This is a genomic window from Halomonas sp. DQ26W (genome assembly GCF_003339685.1).
Taxonomy (GTDB): Bacteria; Pseudomonadota; Gammaproteobacteria; order Pseudomonadales; family Halomonadaceae; genus Halomonas.
Window position 1 is genome coordinate 22,324 of sequence record NZ_QPKI01000014.1, and the last position, 22,429, is coordinate 44,752.

The following is a 22,429-nucleotide window of genomic DNA, read 5'->3' on the forward strand; positions in this document are numbered from 1 at the left end:
AAGCCCGCAGCTCTCCCGCGACGGGCGGTTGACCGACTCCTCAGCGGCCCGCTGCCAGCGCCGCCTCCCCTCGGTTCAAGCGACAGGCGGCATACTTGAACTCGGGTATCTTGCCGAAGGGGTCCAGCGCCGGGTTGGTCAGGATATTGGCGGCGGCCTCGGCGTAGCAGAACGGCACGAACACCATGCCCTCGGGCATGCCCGGGTCGGTACGCACCGACAGAGTAATGCTCCCCCTGCGCGTGGTGACGGTAATGACGGAGCCGGGCTCTACCCCCAACCGGCGCATCTCCGCCGGGGCCAGGGTCGCCACCGCCTCCGGCTCCAGCTCGTCGAGCACCTTGGTTCGCCGGGTCATGGAGCCGGTATGCCAGTGCTCCAACTGGCGCCCCGTAGTGAGCACGACCGGGTAGTCGGCGTCGATCGGCTCATCCGGTGGCAGCGGCAGCGTCGGAGAGAAGGATGCGCGTCCGCTCGTGGTATGGAAGGCATCGCTGAACACCACATCGGCCCCGGGCTCGTCGTCGGCCGGGCAGGGATAGGTCACCGACGCCTCCCGCTCCAGGCGCTCCCAACTGATGTGATCCAGAGAAGGCATGCCCTGCTTCATTTCCGCGAAGACGTCGCGTGGGTGATCATAGCGCCAGTCGAGGCCGAAGCGCCGGGCGATCTCCTGGATGATCCACCAGTCCGTACGCGCCTCCCCGGGCATGGGCACGGCGGCCCGGCCAAGCTGCACCTGTCGGTTGGTATTGGTGACGGTGCCATCCTTCTCCGGCCATGCGGAGGCCGGCAGTATCACATCGGCGAACTGAGCGGTCTCGGTTACGAACAGATCCTGCACCACCAGGTGTTCCAGCTTCGCCAGGGCTGCGCGGGCATGATCCAGGTCCGGATCGGACATGGCGGGATTCTCGCCCTGGATATACATGCCCTTGATCGTGCCGTCATGAATGGCGTGGATGATCTCCACCACGGTCAGCCCCGGCTGGTCGTCCAGCGGCGTGCTCCATAGCTCTTCGAAAGCGGCACGAACCTGGGCATCCGCCACGGGCTGGTAATCGGGCAGCACCATGGGGATCAGGCCCGCATCGGAAGCGCCCTGGACGTTGTTCTGTCCACGCAGCGGATGCAGACCCGTGCCCGGACGACCGGTCTGGCCACAGGCCAGCGCAAGCGAGATGAGGCAACGGGCGTTATCCGTGCCGTGGGTGTGCTGGGAAATACCCATGCCCCAGAAGATCATCGCCCTGTCCGCCGTGGCATAGAGGCGGGCCACGTCACGGATGGTGGCCGGGTCGACGCCGCAAGCGGCGGTCATCGCTTCGGGGGTCATGGGCGCCACATGGGCCTTGAGCGCTTCGAACCCCTCGGTGTGTTGGGCGATATAGACCTCGTCGTAGAGACCCTCGGTGACGATCACATTGAGCAGGGCATTGAACAGCGACACGTCGGACCCTGGCGTGAAGCGCACGCTGAGGTGCGCATAGGTATCCAGCGTCTGGCCACGAGGATCGATGATGATGAACTTGGTGCCGCGCTTGGCTGCCTGCTTGAAGAAGGTCGCCGCCACCGGGTGGTTGATCGCCGGATTGCAGCCGGTGAGGATAACCACGTCGGCCTTGGCCGCCTGCATGAACGAGGCCGTGACCGCCCCCGAACCGATGCACTCCATCAGCGCCGCCACCGAGCTGGCATGGCACAGCCGAGTACAGTGATCGACGTTGTTGGTGCCGAAACCGGTTCGCACCAGCTTCTGGAACAGCCAGGCCTCCTCGTTGGTGCACTTGGCGCTGCCGAAGCCGGCCAGCGCGGCGGGGCCATGTTCGACCTTGAGCCGCTTCAGACCATCGGCGGCCATATCCAGCGCCTCGTCCCAGCTCGCCTCACGGAAATGGGTCAACGGCGCAGCAGGGTCAAAGGCAGGATCAAGCCCCTTGGGCACCCCGGCCTTGCGGATCAAGGGCCGGCTGATTCGTGCGGGATGATTGGGGTAATCGAAACCGAAGCGGCCCTTCACGCAAAGACGATTCTGGTTCGACGGGCCGTCGCGTCCTTCGACGAAGAGGATCCGGTCATCCTTGACGTGATAGGTCAACTGGCAACCTACGCCACAATAGGGGCAGACCGAGTCGACCTTGCGATCTGCCGCGCGGGAGTCGCCATGGCCGGCCGCATCAACCAGGGTGGCCGGCATCAGCGCTCCGGTAGGACACGCCTGCACGCACTCGCCGCAGGCCACACAGGTGCTATCACCCAGGGGATCGTCGAAGTCGAAGACGATCTTCGACGCCGCGCCCCGATGAGCCATGCCGATGACGTCATTGACCTGGACTTCGCGGCAGGCGCGAACGCAGAGGTTGCACTCGATGCAGGCATCGAGGTCGACGGCCATCGCCGTGTGGGTGCGGTCCTGCATCAGCGCCGACTCTCGGTCCGCGACATGATGCACCGTCGGCTGGCTACGCTCGCCTTGCTCCGGCAGCCACTGGCGCACCGCATCGGCATCGACGGCGAGCGCCTCGGCCATGGACCAGAAGTGGCTGGAGCGATCGGGGCTCTTCTCGCGAGAGGGCTGGTCGACGGCAAGCAGCTCCATGACGCCCTCACGTGCCACCCGGGCACGGTCGGAGTTCGCGCTCTTGACCACCATGCCGGGGGCGGCCTGGCGCAGACAGCTCGCCGCCAGTATGCGCTCGCCTTCGATCTCCACCATGCAGGCACGGCAGTTGCCGTCACTGCGATAGCCCGGCGCATCCTTGAAGCAGAGATGGGGAATGGTCTCGCCGGCACGCTTGGCGACTTGCCACAGGGTTTCCCCCGGCGTGGCGATGATTTCATGCCCATCCAGGGTCAGGGTAAAGGTTTCCTGATTCATGGTTTCATCCCCTGACAATCACGTTCTGATCGGCCAATTCGGTACGAAAATCCTTGAGCAGTCCGAGTACCGGATTCGGCGCCGCCTGGCCCAGCCCGCAGATCGAGGCGTCCATCATCACCTGCGACAGGCGATCCAGCGCCACTGCATCCCACTCCGGGCGCTCCAGCAGGGTCAGCATCTTTTCGCTGCCGACCCGGCACGGCGTGCACTGGCCGCAGGATTCATCGGCGAAGAAGGCCAGCAGATTGGTGGCCACCCCGCGCAGGTCATCCTGGTCACAGAGCACGATGATAGCGGCGGAACCGATGAAGCAGCCGTGCTCCTGCAGGGTGTCGAAGTCCAGTGGCACGTCTGCCTTGCTCGCCGGCAGGATGCCGCCGGAGGCACCGCCCGGCAGATACCCCAGCAGACGGTGTCCTTCTGCCATGCCACCGCAGTACTCATCGACCAGTTCGCGCAGGGTGATGCCGGCCGGCGCCAGATGCACGCCGGGATAACGAACTCGACCGGAGACTGAGAAGCTGCGAAGCCCCTTGCGCCCGTGCCGCCCCTGGCTGGCGAACCACTCGGCACCACGCCGGTGAATCAGCGGGATCCAGTAGGCCGTTTCCACGTTGTTGACCAGGGTCGGCCGGTCGAACAGGCCCTTCTGGGCCACGAAGGGTGGACGATGACGCGGCTTGCCCGGCTTGCCCTCCAGCGACTCGATCAACGCCGACTCCTCGCCGCAGATGTAGGCCCCGGCACCGCGACGCAGCACCACGTAGCCGGGGTCGGCCAGCCCAGCCTGCTCCAGCTCATCGATCGCCTCGCGTAGTACCCGATGAAGGCCCGGGTACTCATCGCGCAGGTAGATAAAGAGCGCCTCGGCCTCCACGGCCCAGGCGCTCACCAGGGCGCCTTCCAGGAAGCAGTGCGGTTCACGCTCCAGGTAATAGCGATCCTTGAAGGTGCCGGGCTCGCCCTCGTCGGCGTTGATGACGCAGTATCGCGGCCCCGGTTCGGCACGTACGAAGTGCCATTTGCGGAAGGTGGGAAAGCCTGCGCCGCCCAGGCCGCGCAGGCCCGCCACTTCCATCGCCTGCATCAAGATTTCGACTGTCACGCGTCCTTCACGGCAGTCTGCCAGAAGCGTGTAGCCGCCAACAGCCCGGTAGTCGGCCAGGCTCGGCCAGTCGATGGGCTCGGGATGCAGCGCCCCCGACTCCAGGGCCGCCGCAACGCTCGCGGAAGTGGCATGCCCCAGGTGGCGATGCCCTACCTCCACCACCGGCGCGGTTTCGCAGCGCCCCATGCAGGGCGCCCACAGCACACGCACCTCGGCGGGGTCGATACCCTCCTCTAGCCGGGCCTTGAGCGCCGCGGCACCGGCCAGTTGGCAGGAGAGCGAATCACAGACCCGCAGCGTGATCGCGGGCGGCGCCAGCTGATCATCGTGGATCACGTCGAAATGGGCATAAAAGGTCGCCGTCTCGTAGACCGCGGCCATGGGAAGATTCATGTAGCTGGCCAGGGCGCGAAGCGCCGCCAGGGGCAGATGCCCGCGAGTATCCTGAATCGCATGGAGGTGCTCGATCAACAGGTCGCGGCGACGTAACTCGGGGCGGTCACGCTCATCGCCAATCAGCTGGCGCAGCGCCGCAAGCTCATCGGTGTCGAGTTCGCGGCCACGGGGCTTGCCACGAAAGCGGCGCTTGGGGTTCACGGTCTGGACGGTCATGGGAGCTCGTTGTTCGGTCTTGTCGGTAGTGGCGGATTCATGGTGTCACTCCCCCTGTACCAGGACAATGTCTGGCGCACCAGGCAATACACTGTCCTTGGTGGGGCATGATCGGATGAGCCTCGAACCAAATCGAGGCTCATCGTGTATCGTTGCGCCATACCTGGCGTAATTGCCAGTATCAGGCAGCAGCCACGCTGCCGTGGGGGTCGATGACGAATTTCTTGGCGACGCCCCCATCGAAGTCGGCATAGCCTCGAGGCGCCTCATCCAGGGAAATCACCTGGACATTGACCGCCCTGGCAATCTGCACCCTGTCGAAGAGAATCGCCTGCATCAGCTGGCGATGGTATTTCATCACCGGGCACTGCCCGGTATGGAAGGAGTGGGACTTGGCCCAGCCAAGCCCGAGCCGCATCGACAGATTGCCGTGCTTGGCCTCGTCGCTCTCGGCACCCGGATCCTCTGTGACGTAGAGGCCGGGGATGCCGATCTGACCACCAGCACGGGTGATATCCATGCAAGCGTTGAGCACCGCCGCCGGCTGCTCGTGGGCATGGTCGTGACCGTGACAGCGCGCCTCGAAGCCTACCGCATCCACCGCGCAGTCCACCTCCCGCTCGCCGAGGATCGACTCGAGCATGTCCGCCATTGGCGTGTCCTGGCGCAGGTCCAGGGTTTCGCAGCCGAAGCCCTTGGCCTGATCGAGGCGATCGCCATTCATGTCGCCGACGATGACGCAGGCCGCCCCCAGCAGCTGAGCCGAGACCGCCGCCGCCAGCCCGACAGGACCGGCACCGGCGATATAGACCGTACTCCCCGGCTCGACCCCGGCAGTGACACAGCCATGAAAGCCGGTGGGGAAGATATCCGACAGCAGCGTCAGGTCGCCGATCTTCTCCATGGCGAGATCACGGTCGGGAAACTTGAGCAGGTTGAAGTCCGCGTAGGGCACCATGACGTATTCAGTCTGGCCACCGACCCAGCCACCCATATCGACATAGCCGTAAGCCGCCCCTGGGCGTGCGGGATTGACATTCAAGCATATGCCGGTACGACCCTCCTTGCAGTTGCGGCAGCGTCCGCAGGCGATATTGAAGGGCACCGAGACGATGTCGCCAGCCTTGATGAACTCCACGTCGCGGCCGCATTCGATCACTTCGCCGGTGATCTCATGGCCCAGCACCAGCCCCTCGGGTGCCGTGGTGCGTCCGCGCACCATGTGCTGGTCGCTGCCGCAGATATTGGTGGTGATGACCTTGAGGATCACGCCGTGCTCGCACTTGCGCTTGCCCAGCGCCAGTTCGGGGAAGGCAATCGACTGCACCTCGACCTTGCCGGGGCCCATGTAGACGACCCCACGGTTGGCTTGGCTCATGGCTGGCTCCTGTCATTGTTATGAGGGGATGAAAAGACGACCTTTCCGATCGTGCTGCTCCAGCCTATGCCTTCCCGGGCTCGCCACTTGCCTCACAGAGGCATCGACATGCCTGTGCGAGACAAGTGGCTGACAAGACCTATCGCAGCACCCCTTCCGCCTTGAGCAGCTTTACGATCGCCTCGGCGCCCTGTTGCGGCGTCACGTCAGTGAGCAGCTGTCCGCCGCGACCCTCGGCCTTGGCAGCGGCTGCCTTGAAGCGGTCCCGGGCTGAGGCGGCCTTGACGATCTTCAATCGCTTGGGGCGCTTGCGGGCCGGCGCCAGCTGCCACTCAGCCAGCTCATAGTCGGGTTCGGCATCCACCGAGGTCGCCTCGAGCTCGGCCCGGCGGGCCGGACCGAAGGCGCTCTGGCGCGCCGCCGGTGCCGCCCCATCCACGCTGACGATGGCCGGTAACCGCACCTTGAGGCGCCGCCGCTGGCCCCGCGGCAGGGCCTGGAGCAGGGTCGCCACGCCGTTCTCGATCATCTCCACCGCGGCCAGGCCATTGACCAGGGGCCAACCCAGGCGCTCGGCCAGGGCATAGGGTAGCAACCCCGAGCCCTCGTTCCGCTCCGCCCGGCTACCTGTCACCACCAACTGCGGCGGCGCCCCGGCCAGGTACTCGGCCAGGGCCGGGATGGCATCGCTGCCCTCGGCCTGCTCCAACAGGGTCAGGCTCGCCAAACCCATGCCGGCGCCCGCAGCCATACCTAAGTAGCCGCGCAGCGCCGCCTCACTCTCCTCGCCACGGGCGCCAGCGTGGAGCAGGCTTACCCGGCTGCCGGCTAATTGACGCTCCAGGCCCAGGGCCAGCTCCAGGCCCCGGGCATCTTGATCGGCGCGGCGGGCGCGTCCGGTGACGGGGTGACGCCCCACCGAGACCAGCACCGTTACCTCGACTCCCTGCTGCTCAGGCCGCATCGCGCTGCCCTCCTCGCTGCTGTTCCACCTTGGCCACCAGGGCGGCGAGGATCTCGGCGCTATCGCCGATCACCGCCAGATCGGCGCGCTTGATCATGTCGCATCCCGGGTCGAGGTTGATGGCCACCACCTTGTCGCAGCCCTGGATGCCCTGCAGGTGCTGGATGGCACCGCTGATACCCACCGCCAGATAGACCCGGGCGGTGACCCAGGTGCCGGTGGCGCCCACCTGCCGGTGGCGGGCCATAAAGCCGTCGTCCACGGCGACCCGGGAGGCCCCTTCGGTGGCCCCCAGCACCCGGGCGGCGTGATGGAAGCCCTCCCAGTCCTTGACGCCATTTCCGGCGGAAAGGATGAACTCCGCCTCGGCCAGGGCCACCCCGGCGGGGTCCACCGCGACGTGCCCCAGATCCTCGATACGCGACAAAGCACTCAAGATCGCCTCCGCCAGGCTCAGGGCCTCGGCGGCGTGACGGGTCTCGTCCACCGGCTCGGCACACTCGGCCAGGGCAAGGGCAACCCGTGGCAGGGGGCGCTGGATATCCAGGCTCTCCGCCCCACCGCGGCCGGTACAGCGCCAACCCATCGGCGACTCGGCATCGGCCTCGATCTGCCAGACCCCGGTGGCGGGCCGCTCGTCCAGCCGCAGCGCCAGGCGTCGACCAAGATCGGCGCCGCCCAGGGGAGAGTCGGGGAGCAGCCAGTGACGCGGCGCCAGCTCCCGCTCCACGGCGGTCAGTACCGCCAGGCGCGCTTCGGGGGCGAAGCCGACGTAGGTGTCGTCACCGAGGTGCAGCAGCCGATCGATGCCCGCCTCGCCGAACCCCTGCTCTTTCAGCTCGCCGAATACCACGGCCAGCACGGCTCCAGGCCGCTCGGGGTCGGCATCGGCGAGGCGCCGGGCCAGGCCCAGCAGGTCGCGATCGTGGTTGGAGAGCCGCCCGCCGGGCATGTCCGGCACCACCGCCACCAGGAAGGCCGGGGCCTCGATGGTGACGTTGCGGCGCCTGTCCTGGGCCGCCTGGCGAGCACCGCCCACGGCCTGGCCACACTGCTGGGCGCCGCTGCGATCAATGCGCTTGATGCCGTTGGGGCCGATAAAGCCAATGGCATGAGGGTATTTGCGGATCAGCCCGCTGGGGCCCAGCCACTCGCTGGCGGCCCCGCCACCCTGCTCGGCGAGCGCGCGGGCGTGCTCCGCATGCAGGCGGTTGCGAACGATCCACTCGCGACGTGGATCGCGGCGACGAATCTCGCTCATCAGATCACCTCCTCGGCCAAGGGCCGGTGGGTCGCAGTAGTGGCCCCGCCTGCAGGACGCGCCACCAGGGCGTCGGCCACCAGCTCGGCGATATCGCGCACCTCGGCCGGGCCGTCCACGACACCTTCGAGCATGGCGGTGCACTGGGGACAACCCACCGCCACCAGTTCGGCTCCGCTCTCCTCGACGTCGTTCATGCGCATGTCGGGAATCCGCTGCTTGCCGGGGATATCGGTGATCGGTGCGCCGCCGCCACCGCCGCAACAGCGCGAGCGGAAGCCGGAACGCGCCATCTCGGATACCTGTATACCAAGCGCCTCCAGCACACGGCGCGGGGCCTCATACTCACCGTTGTAGCGTCCCAGGTAGCAGGGATCGTGGTAGGTGACAGTCCCGCCCTTCCAGGGCTTGAACGCCAAGCGCCCCATGTCGTACAGCTCGGCGATATAGGTGCTGTGGTGGCGCACCTCGTAGTTGGCATTGAAATCGGGGCCGCCCAGCTCGCCGTACTCGTTACCCAGCACATGGAAACTGTGGGGATCACAGGTGACGATGCGCTGGAAGCGGTATTTCGCGAGGGTAGCGATATTGCGCCTGGCCAGGGACTGGAAGGTCGCCTCGTCGCCCAGGCGCCGCGCCACGTCGCCGCTGTCGCGCTCCTCGTTACCTAGCACGGCGAAGTCCACCTCGGCGGCCCGCAGTACCTTGACCAGGGCTCTCAGGGTGCGCTGGTTGCGCATATCGAAGGCACCGTCGCCCAGCCACAGCAGCACCTCTGCCTGCTTGACGTCGGCCATCAGCGGCAGGTTGAGATCCGCCGCCCAGTGCAGCCGCGAGCCGGGATCGAAGCCGCCGGGGTTGTCGGTGGCGATCAGGTTGTCGAGCACCTCGGCACCCTTGTTGGGCGTATTGCCGTGCTCCAGGGTCAGGAAGCGACGCATGTCGACGATGGCATCGACATGCTCGATCATCATCGGGCACTCCTCGACGCAGGCGCGGCAGGTGGTGCAGGACCACAGGGTCTCGGCATCCACCAGCGCCGTTCCGCCGCTCATCGGGTCAGGCGCCACGATGGTCCCATGGGGGGTGCCATACCGTACGAGGGAAGGCTCGCCCACTGACTTGCCCCCAAGCCCTTGTGAAGGGTGGGGAGAGCCGCTATAGGCCGCATCGCTACCTCCGGCCAGGCCGACGACCATATCCTGGATCAGCTTCTTGGGGTTGAGCGGCTGACCGGCGGCGAAGGCCGGGCAGACTGCTTCGCAGCGCCCGCACTGCACGCAGGCGTCGAAGCCGAGCAGCTGATTCCAGGTAAAGTCGCTGGGCGTCTCGACCCCCAGCTTGGCGCCGGGATCGCCCAGGTGCAGCGCCTTGAGGCCGGTGGAGCCCGCCTCTCCTCTCGATTTGCCTCCCGACATGCTGGAGAAGCGCTCCGGGCGGCGATGGAAGGCCAGGTGCAGGGCGCCGGCGAAGGCGTGCTTCATGGGCCCGCCCCAGGTCATGCCGAAGACCATTTCGCCCAGGCCCCAGACCAACACCGCGCTCAGTATCAGGGCCAGCACCCAGCTGCCAGCGTCTTGCGGAAGCACGCCGACCGTCGGCAGAGTGATCAAGAACACGCTCAGCGAGAAAGCCATCAGGCTCTTCGGCAACCGCATCCAGGCGCCCCTGGACAGGCGCGCCGGTGGATTGCGGCGCCGCTTGGCCACGAACAGGCTGCCCACGAACATGGTCGCGCTGGCCGCCAGCAGCAGCCCGCCCAGCACGGGGTTGGCGAGCCCCAGGCCATGCACCAGGATCATCAACACGGCGGCGGCCACGAAGCCACCGGCGGTGGTCACGTGGGTATTGGACATCACCTTGTCGCGCCCTACCACATGGTGCAGATCCACCAGGTAGCGGCGCGGCATGGCAGCAAGCCCGCGGAGCAGGTCGACCTCGGCGGGTCGCCCCTGACGCCACAGGCGGATACGCCGCCAGGCGCCGATCGCCGCCAGCGCCAGGGCGGCGAAGATCAGAATCGGCAGGAGGGTCTCGAGCATGGTACTCACCTCATGTCTGGAACGACTAGCTTGAGCGACGGGGCTGCTCCGGCTTCGCGCTCGAGTTAAAAGTCCTTGCAGATCCGCAGGGCGTCGTATATGGCCGCATGGGTATTCCGCGGCGCCGTGCAGTCCCCCAGGCGGAACAGCAGGAAGCCGTCCCCCGCCTCGCTCAGACAGGGCTGGGGCTGGATGGCATACAGCGCCTCCAGGTCCACCTGGCCCTTGTTGCGGGACTGGTCCTTGAGGGCGTAGTACAGCGCCTCGTCGGGACGCACGCCGTTCTCCACCACCACCTGGTCGACCACCCGTTCCTCCAGGGCCCCGGTATACTCGTTCTCGAGTACCGCCACCAGGCCGTCGCCCTCACGGTAGACCTTGTGCAGCATCAGGTCGGAGGTCATGATCACCTCCTTCTCGTAGAGGCTGCGGTAGTAGGTCGGGAAGGTGGTGCCGCCCACCGCCGCGCCCGGCTTGATGTCGTCGGTGACGATCTCCACCTTGGCGCCCTTGTCGGCAAGAAAATCCGCCACCGAAACGCCCGAGAACTCACAGATCGCGTCATACACCAGCACGTTTTTGCCCGGGGCCACCTTGCCCGAGAGGATGTCCCAGCTGCTGACCACCAGGCTCTCCTCGGGGTTGTCCGCGTAGCCCCACTCGGGATACTGGTCCATGAATGGCTGGCCGCCGGTGGCCAGCACCACGATGTCCGGGCGAAGGTCCTGAATGGTGGCCTCGTCGGCACGGGTGCCCAGGCGCAGGTCGACCTTGAGCCGCGAAAGCTCCAACTGGTACCAGCGGGTGATACCGGCGATCTGGTCGCGCTGCGGGGCCTGGGCGGCGATGGTGATCTGGCCACCGAGCTGAGGGGCGGCCTCGAACAGGGTGACGTCGTGGCCACGCTCGGCGGCCACCTTGCCCGCCTCCATGCCGCCAGGACCACCGCCTACCACCACCACCTTGCGCTTAGGCCCCTCGGACTTCTCGATGATATGCGGCAGGCCCATGTATTCCCGCGAGGTCGCCGCATTCTGGATGCAGAGCACGTCGAGCCCCTGGTACTGGCGGTCGATGCAGTAGTTGGCACCCACGCACTGCTTGATCTGATCCACCTGGCCCAGCTTGATCTTGGCGATCAGGTGGGGGTCGGCGATATGCGCCCGCGTCATGCCCACCAGGTCCACATAGCCCCCTTCGAGGATGCGCTGCGCCTGATTGGGGTCCTTGATGTTCTGGGCATGGATCACCGGCACACCGACCACTTCCTTGATGCCCGCCGCCAGGTGCAAGAAGGGCTCCGGCGGGTAGGACATGTTGGGAATGACGTTGGCCAGCGAGTTATGGGTATCGCAGCCGGAGCCGATCACGCCGAAGAAGTCCACCTGCCCGGTGGCGTCATAGTAGGCGGCGATCTGCTTCATGTCGTCGTGGGTGAGGCCATCCGGGTGGAACTCGTCGCCGCAGATGCGCATGCCCACCACGAAGTCGTCGCCCACCTCAGCGCGCACCGCCTTGAGCACCTGCATGCCGAAGCGCATGCGGTTCTCGAAGCTGCCGCCCCACTGGTCGGTACGCTTGTTGACCCGCGGGCTCCAGAACTGGTCGATCAAGTGCTGGTGTACGGCGGAGAGTTCGACGCCGTCCAGCCCGCCCGCCTTGGCCCGGCGCGCCGCCTGGGCGAAGTCGGCGACGATACGCCAGATATCCTCCTCCTCGATGGTCTTGCAGGTCGAGCGGTGCACCGGCTCGCGGATGCCCGAGGGCGACAGCAGGGTCGGCCAGTCGAAGCCGTCCCAGCGCGAACGGCGCCCCATGTGGGTGATCTGAATCATGATCTTGCCGCCGTGCTGGTGCACGGCATCGGCGAGATTCTGGAAGTGAGGGATGATGCGGTCGGTAGAGAGGTTCACCGAGCTCCACCAGCCCTGGGGGCTATCGATGGAGACCACCGAGGAGCCGCCACAGATGGCGAGACCACAGCCCCCCTTGGCCTTTTCCTCGTAGTACCGAACGTAGCGCTCGGTGGTCATGCCGCCATCGGTGGCGTGGACCTCGGCGTGGGCGGTGCTGACCACCCGGTTACGGATGGTCAGCTTGCCGATCTGGATCGGCTCGAACAATGCGTCGAATGCCATGGTGATACTCCCTTTAACCCTGCGTCGCCAGGGGCTTGACCACGAAATAGCCCACGTCGAAGCCTTGTTCAGCCCCGCTCTGGGTCTGTTCGGCAACGGTGCGAAGCGTGCTGTCCCGGGCGGCCAGGATCTGGTCCATGGCACCGGCGAACCAGCCGGTGAACATGTACTCCACCTTGCGGTCGACCTTACCCAGCTGATAGACGAAGGCGCTGTGCTCCAGACGCACTCTGGCGGTGCCGGACTCCAGGTCGATCGCCTCGGTAATGAACCTGCCCCAACCGCGCTGGGAGAGGCGCGTCATATAGTGTTCGAAAACCGCTTCTCCCTGGAGACCGTGCAATTCGGCCTCCTGCTCGCACCAGTGCCAGGCACTCTTGTAGCCGGCATGGTAGAGAATCTCGGCGTACGTCTCGGCGCCCAGCGCCTTCTCCACCGCCACGTGGTTGTTGATGAAGAAGTGGCGCGGCACGTAGAGCATGGGCAGGGCATCGCTGGTCCAGACGCCGGTCTCGCTATCCACTTCGATGGGCAGTTCGGGGGCCATCTTGGTCACGGTCTTATTCCTCGAAATCGTTGTTTTGCAAGGTGAGCGGCGCCGGGGATAGGTCGTAGAGGGGGTCTTTTGCCATGGATGGCAAAAGTAGCGTCCAGGGAAGGGTTTACAGCGCCCCCTCATAGACCTATCGCCGGTTAAGCCGCGTCTTCGGGCCGGCGCTCCTCGCTACAGGGCTATCTCAGCCGCCCCACACATCCTTCAGTACACGCACCCAGTTTTCGCCCATGATCTTGCGCGTCTGCGACTCGCTGAAGCCGCGGCGCAGCAGCGCTTCGGTGAGATTGGGGAATTCACCGATGGTCCGAATGCCTTCGGGGTTGACGATCTTGCCGAAGCGGGTAAGACGACGGGCGTAGCCCTTGTCGTGGGTCAGCCACTCGAAGAAGTCCTGGCCGTGGCCCTGGGTGAAGTCGGTGCCAATGCCGATGGCATCCTCGCCGACGATATTCATGACGTACTCGATGGCCTCGACGTAGTCGTCGATGGTGGCGTCGACGCCGGCACGCAGGAAGGGGGTAAACATGGTCACGCCGACGAAGCCGCCATGGTCGGCGATGAAGCGCAGCTCCTCGTCGGACTTGTTGCGAGGGTGCTCCTTGAGGCCCGAGGGCAGGCAGTGGGAGTAGCAGACCGGCTTCTGCGACTCGAGGATCACCTCCTCCGAGGTCTTCGAGCCGACGTGTGAGAGGTCGCACATGATGCCCACGCGATTCATCTCGGCGACGATTTCGCGCCCGAAGCCGGAGAGCCCGCCATCACGCTCGTAGCACCCGGTGCCCACCAGGTTCTGGGTGTTGTAGCACATCTGCACGATGCCCACGCCGAGCTGCTTGAATATCTCCACGTAGCCGATCTGGTCCTCGAAGGCGTGGGCGTTCTGGAAGCCGAACAGGATGCCGGTCTTGCCCTCCTCCTTGGCCCGGGTGATGTCGGCGGTGGTGCGTACCGGGCGCACCAGATCGCTGCACTCGGCCATCAGCCGGTTAGATTTGACGATGTTGTCGACGGTGGCCTGGAAGCCCTCCCACACCGAGACGGTGCAGTTGGCCGCCGTCAGGCCACCGCGGCGCATGTCCTCGAACAGCTCACGGTTCCACTTGGCGATGATGAGACCATCAATGACGATGGCGTCCTGGTGCAGTTCGCTGGGGGGCATGACCAAATCTCCGTGTTGTCGTTACCTGCCGGCAGCATAGCGCCGGCAGGCTCCCTACACGAAGGCTGGAAACGACGGGGAGAATTCCAATTGCGTCACGCCTGTCGTGAAAGCGACACCTCCCCTGCTATTTGTCGACCACCACACTGGCGTAGGTCGGCTCCCCACGAGCCTGGTCAAGAGCGACCATGGCACTGGAAACCGGTTCACCGGAAACCGGTTCGAAGGCAGCACCCTTGAAAAGAGTGTCCACCTGCTTGCCCTTCAGTCGCGCCATTGGCTGGAGGTTGCCGATGCGCTCATCCCTGGGAGGAAAACCGAAGAACTCGCGGTAGCACTTCGAAAAATGAGGGGTCGAGACGAAGCCACAGGCCGAAGCCACTTCGATGATCGACATCGACGTCTGCTTGAGTAGCTGTCGCGCACGGGTCAGGCGCAGCTTGAGGTAGTAACGGGACGGAGAGCAATCGAGGTTCTTCTGGAACAGCCGTTCGAGCTGCCGCCGGGAGAGGCCGACATAGCAGGCCAGTTCGTCGAGGCCGATGGGCTCTTCCAGGTTGGCCTCCATCAGCGCCACGATCTCGAGCAGCTTGGGCTGCGTGGTACCCAGCACGTGGCGCAGGGGAATACGCTGCTGGTCCTGCTCATTGCGCACACGTTCGCAGATGAACATCTCGGAAATGCCGGCGGCCAATTCACGCCCGTGATCCTTAGCGATCAAGTTGAGCATCATGTCCAGCGGAGCGGTGCCTCCGGATGAGGTGGCACGGTCTCGGTCGATACAGAACAACCGTGTGGTCAGCTCCACCCGTGGAAAGGCCTCTCGCATCGCCGCCATGCATTCCCAATGGGTACTGACATCATAGCCGTCGAGCAGGCCGGCCTTGGCCAAGGCCCAGCTTCCGGTGCAGATCGCCCCCAGTCGCCGGGAGAGCCTCGCCTGTCCCTGCAGCCAGCTTAGGTGTTCGCGCTGCACGCTGCGATGCGGCCCGACACCACCACATACCACCACCATATCGAGCATCAGCGGCGTGCGCAGGGATACATCCGGGTTAACCTTGAGCCCGTCGCTGGCGCTGACCGGATCACCATCGGCGGTCAAGGTGTACCAGCGATAGAGTTCATGGCCGGCAAGCTGATTGGCCATGCGCAAGGGCTCGATGGCCGAAGCCAGCGAGATCAGGGTGAAATTATCCAGCAGCAGAAAACCGATCGTCTGAGTCTTGATCCCTTCGCCTTTGGGCTGCGGGCTGCTGAATCCGCCAGGATTCTTACGTGATGTATTCGTCATGATCTATCTCCCGGGCGGCGGTGGTGCGACCGGCCTCTTCACACCGAGGTCCGTTTTCTCTTCACAATACTGGTCCGAACGCGACATCCTGTCGTATATCGGCATGTCCCTACACACTATCCAATCCAGAGACAGGCCGCTTATCGTATTTTTCTCTATCGACGCACCATTCCCATTGAGTGACGCAATCGGGGTGAGGATAGGGGTTACGATAGGGGTTACGATAGGGGTTACGATAGGGGTTACGATAGGAGTTATGATAGGAGCAACGTACTGCAACGGAGCTCTCATGCCCTCCGCACCGCCCCTGCCGCTTTCTACGCCCAGCCGCAATCTGATCCGTCTGACCATCGTTCGTGGCATCACCTGGACCGGCTTCCTGGCCGCAGTGATCATCGGCGTGGAGCTGCTTCACTTCGAGCTGCAGGTGGTCGCCGTCATCGGGGTGATCGTCGCCATGGGGCTGATCAACCTGTTCACCTGGTGGCGACTGAGCCGTCAATGGGCCGTCAGCCATACCGAGTACGTGCTCCACCTGCTGGCCGATGTGCTGGGCCTGACTCTGCTGTTCTACCTCACCGGCGGCTCCACCAACCCCTTCATCAATTACTACCTCATCCCGGTGACCATCGCTGCCGCCACGCTGCCTTGGCGCTATGCCTGGATCATCGCCTCGTCGGCCATGGTCTCCTACACGATGCTGATGTTCGACTATCACCCCGTACCACAACTGACCCTCCATTACGATGACGAGGCCATCGACCTCCATGTACTGGGCATGTGGCTCAATTTCGCCCTGTCGGCCGGTCTCGTCACCTTCTTCATCTACAAGATGGCCCACGCCCTGCGCAGCCGAGAACAGGCGCTATCACGGACTCGAGAGGCGGCCCTGCGCAATGAGCAGGTCGTCGCGGTAGCAACCCAGGCCGCGGGGACCGCTCATGAGCTGGGGACACCCCTGTCGACCATGGCGGTACTGTTGAGCGAGATGCGCGAGGATGTGCGTGGTGATGACGCACTGGAAAAGGACGTCGAGTTGCTGCGTCAGCAGGTTGAAGTCTGCAAATCGCGGTTACGCCACCTGGTGCAGAGTGCGGATCGTGGCCGTATGGCGAAACCGGAGGTGCGCGATGCACGGGAGTGGCTGGCAAACGTGGTACAGCGCTGGCTGGTATTACGCCCCGACGTCAGTCATCGCCTGGATACCGGCAGCCAACGGGGCACGCCGTGGCTCATGGTGGATGCTACTCTCGACCAGGCTATCACCAACCTGCTCAACAATGCGGCGGATGCCAATCCCGACGACATCAGCATCCGGTTAGACTGGACGGCGGAAGAGGTGGTGATCGACATCCGCGACCATGGCCCCGGCGTCGCCCTGGAGATAGCCGATCAACTCGGCGAGACCTTCGTGTCGACCAAGAGCAAGGGCTTGGGAATCGGGCTCTTTCTCACCCATGCCACCATCAACCGCTTCGGCGGGGGCGTTAGCCTGTATAATCACCCCGACGGGGGAACGCTGACCGAAGTGACCCTGCCGCCCAGTGATCCCTGAGCCGGGCGGCGTCCCTTCAGAATGACGCGACGAGGTTGCCATGCAAGACGCCGATACACGCCTGCTGATCATCGACGACGACGAAATGTTCTGTCATGTGCTGTCGCGCGCCATGACCCGGCGCGGGTTCGAGGTCAACGTGGCGCACGATGCCGACCAGGCCATGAGCCTGGCCCGGCGACATCGCCCCCAGTTCGCCACCCTCGACCTCAAGCTGGAACACAGCTCCGGCCTGAAACTGCTCCCGGAGTTGCTCGAGGTCGTACCCGCGTGTCGCGTCGTGGTGCTGACCGGCTACTCCAGCATCGCCACCGCGGTCGAGGCAATCAAGCTCGGTGCCGTCAACTATCTTTGCAAGCCGGCCGATGCGGAAGAGATCCTCATTGCGCTGGGCCGCGAGCAGGGCGACCCGGATGCCGAAGTGTCCGACAACCCACCTTCGATCAACCGCATCGCCTGGGAACATATCCAGAAAGTGCTGCAGGAGAATGACGGCAATATCTCTGCCACGGCCAGGGCGCTGGGCATGCATCGCCGCACCTTGCAGCGCAAGCTACAGAAACGGCCGGTGCGGCGATAGCCAGAAATTAATGCCTTGATCCGCGGTTTTTGCCGGGAATAGTCCTGCGAGGACGCGCTGTAAATCCTGCCCTGGACGCTACCGGCGCCATCCATGGCGCCGGACATCCTCTACGGACTACCCCCGGCAACCGCTAGCCGGCGAGGCGAAAACATAGCGTGCTAAGGCTTGAGCCTAATCTATTGAGCCGTCCAGCCCAGGTCGATATTCCAGCTTGATCCCGTCACGGCACCCGCCGCATCCGACGCCAGATAGGCGACGAGACTGGAGACCTCCGTGGGGTCGATCAGCCGCTTTACGGCCGCATTCTTGAGCATGATCTGCTCGATCACCTCCTGCTCCTCCATGCCGTGCAGCTTCGCCTGATCGGCGATCTGGTTTTCCACCAGCGGCGTCTTCACGTAGGCCGGGCAGATGGCATTGGCGGTAATACCCTGTGAGCCTCCCTCCAGCGCCGCGGTCTTGGTCAGGCCGATCATGCCGTGCTTGGCGCTGATATAGGCCGACTTACCCGGCGAGGCCACCTGGGCGTGCACCGACGCGATATTTATGATGCGTCCCCAGCCGTTATGGCGCATCGACGGCCAGACGGCCTGGGTGAGCAGGAAAGGGGCGGTCAGCATCAGGTCGATGATCTGCCGCCACTTGGCTTCCGGAAAGTCCTCGATGGGCGAGACATGCTGTATACCCGCGTTATTGACCAGTATGTCCACTCGACCGAAACGCTTGATCGCCTCTGCCACGGCCGCCTTGCAGGCTTCACCATCGGTGAGGTCGGCCTTGAAGAAGGCCGCACCCTCGGCATCGGCCGTCTCCTTGGCCTGCTCATTGAAGTCAACCGCCAGCACCTGATAACCCAGTTCGCGAAACTGGTGCACCACGGCCTCTCCAATTCCACTGGCGGTGCCTGTCACCAGGGCGACTCGTGGGGCCGGGGTCGTTGCGTTAATCATGAACAAATCCTCATGGGCTGCAGTGAAATCGCAAGGGGGATGAGTAGCGGTACGACGCTTCCAGCATAGGCGCCCTGCCTCTTTGAAACCAGCCTCACCCCTCGCCGACGGGAGTCATGACCTTATCCATCATCTGCTGGGCCAGGCGACTCGCCTCCTGCAGGGAGTCGAGGTCGGAGAGGTCATCCATGAGCTCGCAGCGCCACAACCAAAGCGAGGGTCCGAGTGGCTCCGCCACGAAAGGATAACGCCCCGACGGCAAGGCGAAATGAAGATGGGTACCCGATTCAGCCGATGGTACGTTTGCTTCAGCCGGCACCAGTGCCAGCGAAAGCGACACCGGAGTGACCAGGGCACCCACCAGGTAGGACACTTCTCCGTCATCCGGCAGCTCCTTTGGCAGCGCTTGAAAGCACAGCGCATCCACGCTCAGCCGCGGATTGTAATGGGGTGATGCCTTTAGGCTGCGGCCCTGTTGTCGCTGCCAGGCTGCAGCCAGATCGCGAAGGCGCTCGTATTGGTCTGGGGTCAGGGCCTGCATCGGCACTCCTTCTCGGCAAGTGGGTATGGCAGTTCGCAGCAGCAGAGATCCGCCACGGCTGCTATTCTGGCAGTTCCATCTGCGACGAGGAATGCCCATGCTTCCCCAAGACCGCCTGAAGCTGGCCGTGTCGATCGCAACCCAGGCCGGTGAACACATCGTCGCTGCTCGCCAGGGCCAGGCTTTCAACCAGCGCTACAAGCAGGGAAATGAGCTGGTCACTAATGTAGATGTTGAGGTCGATACGCTGATCAGTGAGCGGCTGGAGGCCGCATTTCCGGGCGAGTCTCGGCTCAGCGAAGAGCTTGCCCCGGATCATGCGGTGATGACCACGACCGAAGCCCTGTGGGTCGTGGACCCCATCGATGGAACGGTCAATTTTGCCCACGGTCTCCACCACGTCGGTGTCTCCATCGCCTGGGTCAGCGAGGGCAGGACTCGCGTCGGGGTGGTTCACGCCCCGTTCTTCGATGAAACCTTTACCGCGCTATATGGCCAAGGCGCCTGGTGCAATGACAAGCCCATTCATGCCAGCCGTCGCTCCAACCTGGAGCACTGCCTGGTCGGCACCGGCTTCCCCTATCGGCGCGATAGTCGCCCCCCCCTGATGCGACGCCTTATGGCAATACTTCAGCACTGCCAGGATGTGCGTCGCAACGGTTCGGCGGCCCTGGACCTCTGCGATGTAGCCTGTGGCCGGCTTGATGCCTACTACGAGAGCGTCTCACCCTGGGACTTCGCTGCCGGCATGCTGATCGCGCGGGAAGCCGGCGCCCGGGCAGGCCATCTCTACCCTTGCCCCACGGGTATTCCCGAAGACCTCTACGGGGAAAACCTGCTGGTCAGCACACCGGAAATCCATGCCGAGCTCGCCGATCTGCTACGCGCTGCCGATGACAATGAGCTGATGCAATACTGAGGCTGTCCGACGCCCAGCAACACCATTGGCAAAAGGCTACCTGACTACGAATAAGACTCAGCAGGCGCCTGGTGGAGACCGCGACGTCGGTGGTTATCGCAGACATCGGCAACACCACCGGGAGGCCTGCGGCCTCCAGTCGTGAGCTGAAGCTTCCTCCTACAGCGGCGTGGCACCGTCGGTGAAAGGATCGCTGTAGGAGCGCTGGTCCCCATCGCGACTGGCGCCGTCAGGCGCCCCGGCGGAGGCCGCGACGTCGGTGGAGAACATCGCCAAGGATAGGCAACAGCGATAGTCCTGGGCAATTCCTTGGCTAGCGGGTCGCTATTGGCGCCCAAAGGGGTCATCGGTCACAATAGCGCCAACATTATTCAGGAGTACTCCTATGTTCGTCGTGATTTTCGGTCGCCCCGGCTGTTCCTTCTGCGTGCGTGCCCAGGCACTTGCCGAGCGGTTGGAAGCGGCCGGCGCCATCGAGGGCCATCGCTACGTCGACATCCTGGCAGAGGGCATCAGCAAAGCCGACATGGAGAAAACCATAGGTAAGCCAGTGACCACCGTGCCGCAGATATTCGTCGACCAGTCCCACGTAGGTGGCTTCACCGAGTTCGACCAGTACGTGCGCGACCACGACCTGCTTTCACGGGCCAGCGCCACCTGATCGCCGCCTCCTCGGGGGACAACTGCCCGTGCTCCCCCGCCCGGCGTCTTACTCTCGCTCAGCGTCCTTCTCCCGTTGAAAGCCAATTGCCATCAGAACCTATACTGTCGCCAGGCGCCCTGCGACAAGGCGCATCAGGAGAAAAGGAACGGCAACGATGCAGCGGGAAGAGTTCTTGCAACAACTTTGGCTCGACTACATCCACCAGCACACGGATTTGGGTGCCCTTCGCCTGTGGCCCACCGACACCCCGGCCGAGTACCTAGCGCTACTGACACTGAATCAATCACCCTTCGCAGCTACCGACCTGTTGCCGACGCTTGGCCACCTTGGTTTTCGTCCCGCTCAGCGCTATGCCATGGCAGACCGCGGCTTGCTGGTGACCCTGCTGGCCCCGCCCGATGATGGCCCCTGGCTGATACTGGCCGAGTTGCAGATGGGTACCCTCTCACGAGAGCCCAGGGCCCGTCTTGCCAAACTCGTTGGCAACACGCACCCGCAGGATGCCCGAGGAAAGAACCTGTTGACTCGCGGTCGCCCTTGGGCAATGCCAGACTGGGACACCTATCGAACACTCTGCGAGGCCCATCCGCTGGCCGGCTGGCTGTCGGTCATGGGGCCTGGCATGCACCATGCCGGCTTCGACTGCGAACGCATAGGAAGCGGCATCGCTAGCCTGGACGAAGCGCTTGAGCAGTGCGGCTTCAAGGGGAGCGAGGATCGCCAATATGGCCTCTTACCGGTCTCACCCATGCTGGATTACCGCTTCTACCCCACCTGCTCGCGCCGCATCGCCTTTGCCGATGGCGATGAACATCGCATTCCCCAAGGAGGTTTGGCCCTGCTGCAGAAGCGCCTCAGCAATGATCATGAACGGACCGTCGAACTGCTGCTGCCCCACCATACCCGCTGTGAGATCACCTGACCCCCCTCGTTTTCCGCTTAGCTTATCCACAGAATCTGTGGATAACGCTGTGCAAGGCGATGGTGTAACCCCGCGGGGGCCTTAGACCATCGCCGTTGCAATGAACTGGTCACAAAATCATCGCACCTCGACAAGCGCTCGAAACGCCCATGAACACGGCACGTAAACAACAAAGCCCGGGCTGATTGGCCCGGGCTTTGTTGAGGTTTGAGTCTTCGCGATCTGGGCTATCGAGGTTCAGTCGTCAAACGTCATTTCAGGCACATGCTCGGGTACCACCAGCTTGCCCGCCGTTTTCTCGACGATCTCCTCTACGCTGACACCCGGCGCCCGCTCCTTGAGAATGAATGCACCGTTCTCGATCTCCATGTAGGCCAGGTCCGTCAGCACACGACTGATACAGCCCGCACCTGTCAAGGGAAGGCTGCACTTCTCGAGCAGTTTCGACTCACCGTGCTTGGAAGCATGGGTCATGGTGCAGATGATGTTCTCGGCACCAGCCACCAGGTCCATGGCACCGCCCATGCCCTTGATCAGCTTTCCGGGGACCATCCAGGAGGCGATATTGCCTTCCTGGTCCACCTCGAATGCTCCGAGAACGGTCAGGTCAACATGACCGCCACGGATCATCGCAAAGGACTCCGCCGAGGAGAAGATCGCGGCTCCCGGGCGCGCCGTCACCGTCTGCTTGCCGGCATTGATCATGTCCGAATCGACTTCTTCCTCGGTAGGGAAGCGCCCCATGCCCAGCAGTCCATTCTCGGACTGCAGCATGACATCGATTCCATCGGGAATATAATTGGCAACCAGGGTGGGGATGCCGATACCCAGATTGACGTAAAAACCGTCCTGGAGTTCGCGTGCCACGCGCTGTGCCATCTGTTCGCGAGTCAGTGCCATCTTCT

18 protein-coding genes are annotated in these 22,429 nt (G+C 64.2%); 5 read left to right on the forward strand and 13 right to left on the reverse strand.

Annotation, left to right across the window (positions count from 1 at the left end; all coding sequences use genetic code 11):
- Positions 1–40: 40 nt before the first annotated feature.
- From fdhF to DU490_RS09160, 10 genes are all read right to left on the reverse strand, one after another.
- On the reverse strand, positions 41–2,878 hold the full coding sequence (gene fdhF, locus DU490_RS09115) for a formate dehydrogenase subunit alpha (protein WP_114573994.1): 2,838 nt from the start codon (positions 2,876–2,878) through the stop codon (positions 41–43).
- Positions 2,879–2,882: 4 nt separating this feature from the next.
- The gene (locus tag DU490_RS09120; protein ID WP_114573995.1) at positions 2,883–4,601 is read right to left on the reverse strand and encodes an NADH-ubiquinone oxidoreductase-F iron-sulfur binding region domain-containing protein; all 1,719 of its coding nucleotides are present in this window, start codon (positions 4,599–4,601) and stop codon (positions 2,883–2,885) included.
- Positions 4,602–4,782: 181 nt separating this feature from the next.
- Positions 4,783–5,979: a formaldehyde dehydrogenase, glutathione-independent gene (gene fdhA / locus DU490_RS09125; protein WP_114573996.1), complete on the reverse strand. Its 1,197-nt coding sequence runs from the start codon at positions 5,977–5,979 to the stop codon at positions 4,783–4,785.
- Between the two features lie 139 nt (positions 5,980–6,118).
- Entirely contained in the window at positions 6,119–6,943 is an 825-nt protein-coding gene (locus DU490_RS09130; protein ID WP_114573997.1) for an electron transfer flavoprotein subunit beta, read from the reverse strand.
- Positions 6,933–8,204: an electron transfer flavoprotein subunit alpha/FixB family protein gene (locus tag DU490_RS09135; RefSeq protein WP_114573998.1), complete on the reverse strand. Its 1,272-nt coding sequence runs from the start codon at positions 8,202–8,204 to the stop codon at positions 6,933–6,935. Before DU490_RS09135 ends, DU490_RS09130 begins: the two co-directional genes overlap by 11 nt.
- Positions 8,204–10,246, reverse strand: a complete 2,043-nt coding sequence (locus DU490_RS09140; protein ID WP_114573999.1) for a (Fe-S)-binding protein — start codon at positions 10,244–10,246, stop codon at positions 8,204–8,206. The genes DU490_RS09135 and DU490_RS09140 overlap by 1 nt, the downstream gene beginning before the upstream one ends.
- Before the next feature lie 65 nt (positions 10,247–10,311).
- On the reverse strand, positions 10,312–12,384 hold the full coding sequence (gene dgcA / locus DU490_RS09145; RefSeq protein ID WP_114574000.1) for a dimethylglycine demethylation protein DgcA: 2,073 nt from the start codon (positions 12,382–12,384) through the stop codon (positions 10,312–10,314).
- Between the two features lie 13 nt (positions 12,385–12,397).
- Positions 12,398–12,940 (reverse strand): 4-vinyl reductase, encoded by a 543-nt coding sequence (locus DU490_RS09150; RefSeq protein WP_114574001.1) that lies wholly within the window; start codon positions 12,938–12,940, stop codon positions 12,398–12,400.
- A gap of 181 nt (positions 12,941–13,121) precedes the next feature.
- Entirely contained in the window at positions 13,122–14,099 is a 978-nt protein-coding gene (locus DU490_RS09155; RefSeq protein WP_114574002.1) for a dipeptidase, read from the reverse strand.
- Positions 14,100–14,226: 127 nt separating this feature from the next.
- Positions 14,227–15,390, reverse strand: coding sequence for a GlxA family transcriptional regulator (locus DU490_RS09160; protein WP_114574003.1), 1,164 nt, complete (start codon positions 15,388–15,390; stop codon positions 14,227–14,229).
- A 289-nt stretch (positions 15,391–15,679) separates the two neighbouring features.
- On the opposite strand from DU490_RS09160, the gene DU490_RS09165 reads away from it, so the two are divergent.
- Complete coding sequence (locus DU490_RS09165; protein WP_114574004.1) at positions 15,680–16,945, forward strand: ATP-binding protein; 1,266 nt, start codon at positions 15,680–15,682, stop codon at positions 16,943–16,945.
- Positions 16,946–16,985: 40 nt separating this feature from the next.
- Entirely contained in the window at positions 16,986–17,525 is a 540-nt protein-coding gene (locus DU490_RS09170) for a response regulator transcription factor (protein ID WP_114574005.1), read from the forward strand.
- A 179-nt stretch (positions 17,526–17,704) separates the two neighbouring features.
- Here DU490_RS09170 and DU490_RS09175 read toward each other — a convergent pair whose 3' ends face one another.
- A complete protein-coding gene (locus DU490_RS09175; RefSeq protein WP_114574006.1) occupies positions 17,705–18,478 on the reverse strand; it encodes a 3-hydroxybutyrate dehydrogenase in 774 nt (257 codons plus the stop codon).
- A 94-nt stretch (positions 18,479–18,572) separates the two neighbouring features.
- The gene (hybE, locus tag DU490_RS09180) at positions 18,573–19,019 is read right to left on the reverse strand and encodes a [NiFe]-hydrogenase assembly chaperone HybE (protein WP_181870001.1); all 447 of its coding nucleotides are present in this window, start codon (positions 19,017–19,019) and stop codon (positions 18,573–18,575) included.
- A 97-nt stretch (positions 19,020–19,116) separates the two neighbouring features.
- Between hybE and DU490_RS09185 the strand changes: the two genes are divergently transcribed.
- The 3 genes from DU490_RS09185 (at position 19,117) to DU490_RS09195 (ending at position 21,524) form a co-directional block, all read left to right on the forward strand.
- A complete protein-coding gene (locus tag DU490_RS09185; protein WP_114574007.1) occupies positions 19,117–19,938 on the forward strand; it encodes an inositol monophosphatase family protein in 822 nt (273 codons plus the stop codon).
- Positions 19,939–20,323: 385 nt separating this feature from the next.
- Positions 20,324–20,599, forward strand: a complete 276-nt coding sequence (locus DU490_RS09190) for a GrxA family glutaredoxin (protein ID WP_114574008.1) — start codon at positions 20,324–20,326, stop codon at positions 20,597–20,599.
- Positions 20,600–20,756: 157 nt separating this feature from the next.
- Positions 20,757–21,524 carry a DUF1338 domain-containing protein gene (locus DU490_RS09195; protein ID WP_114574009.1) on the forward strand — a complete coding sequence of 256 codons (768 nt, stop codon included), beginning with the start codon at positions 20,757–20,759 and terminating at the stop codon, positions 21,522–21,524.
- Positions 21,525–21,761: 237 nt separating this feature from the next.
- Here DU490_RS09195 and DU490_RS09200 read toward each other — a convergent pair whose 3' ends face one another.
- Positions 21,762–22,424 (reverse strand): CoA transferase subunit B, encoded by a 663-nt coding sequence (locus tag DU490_RS09200; RefSeq protein WP_114574010.1) that lies wholly within the window; start codon positions 22,422–22,424, stop codon positions 21,762–21,764.
- Positions 22,425–22,429: the final 5 nt, after the last annotated feature.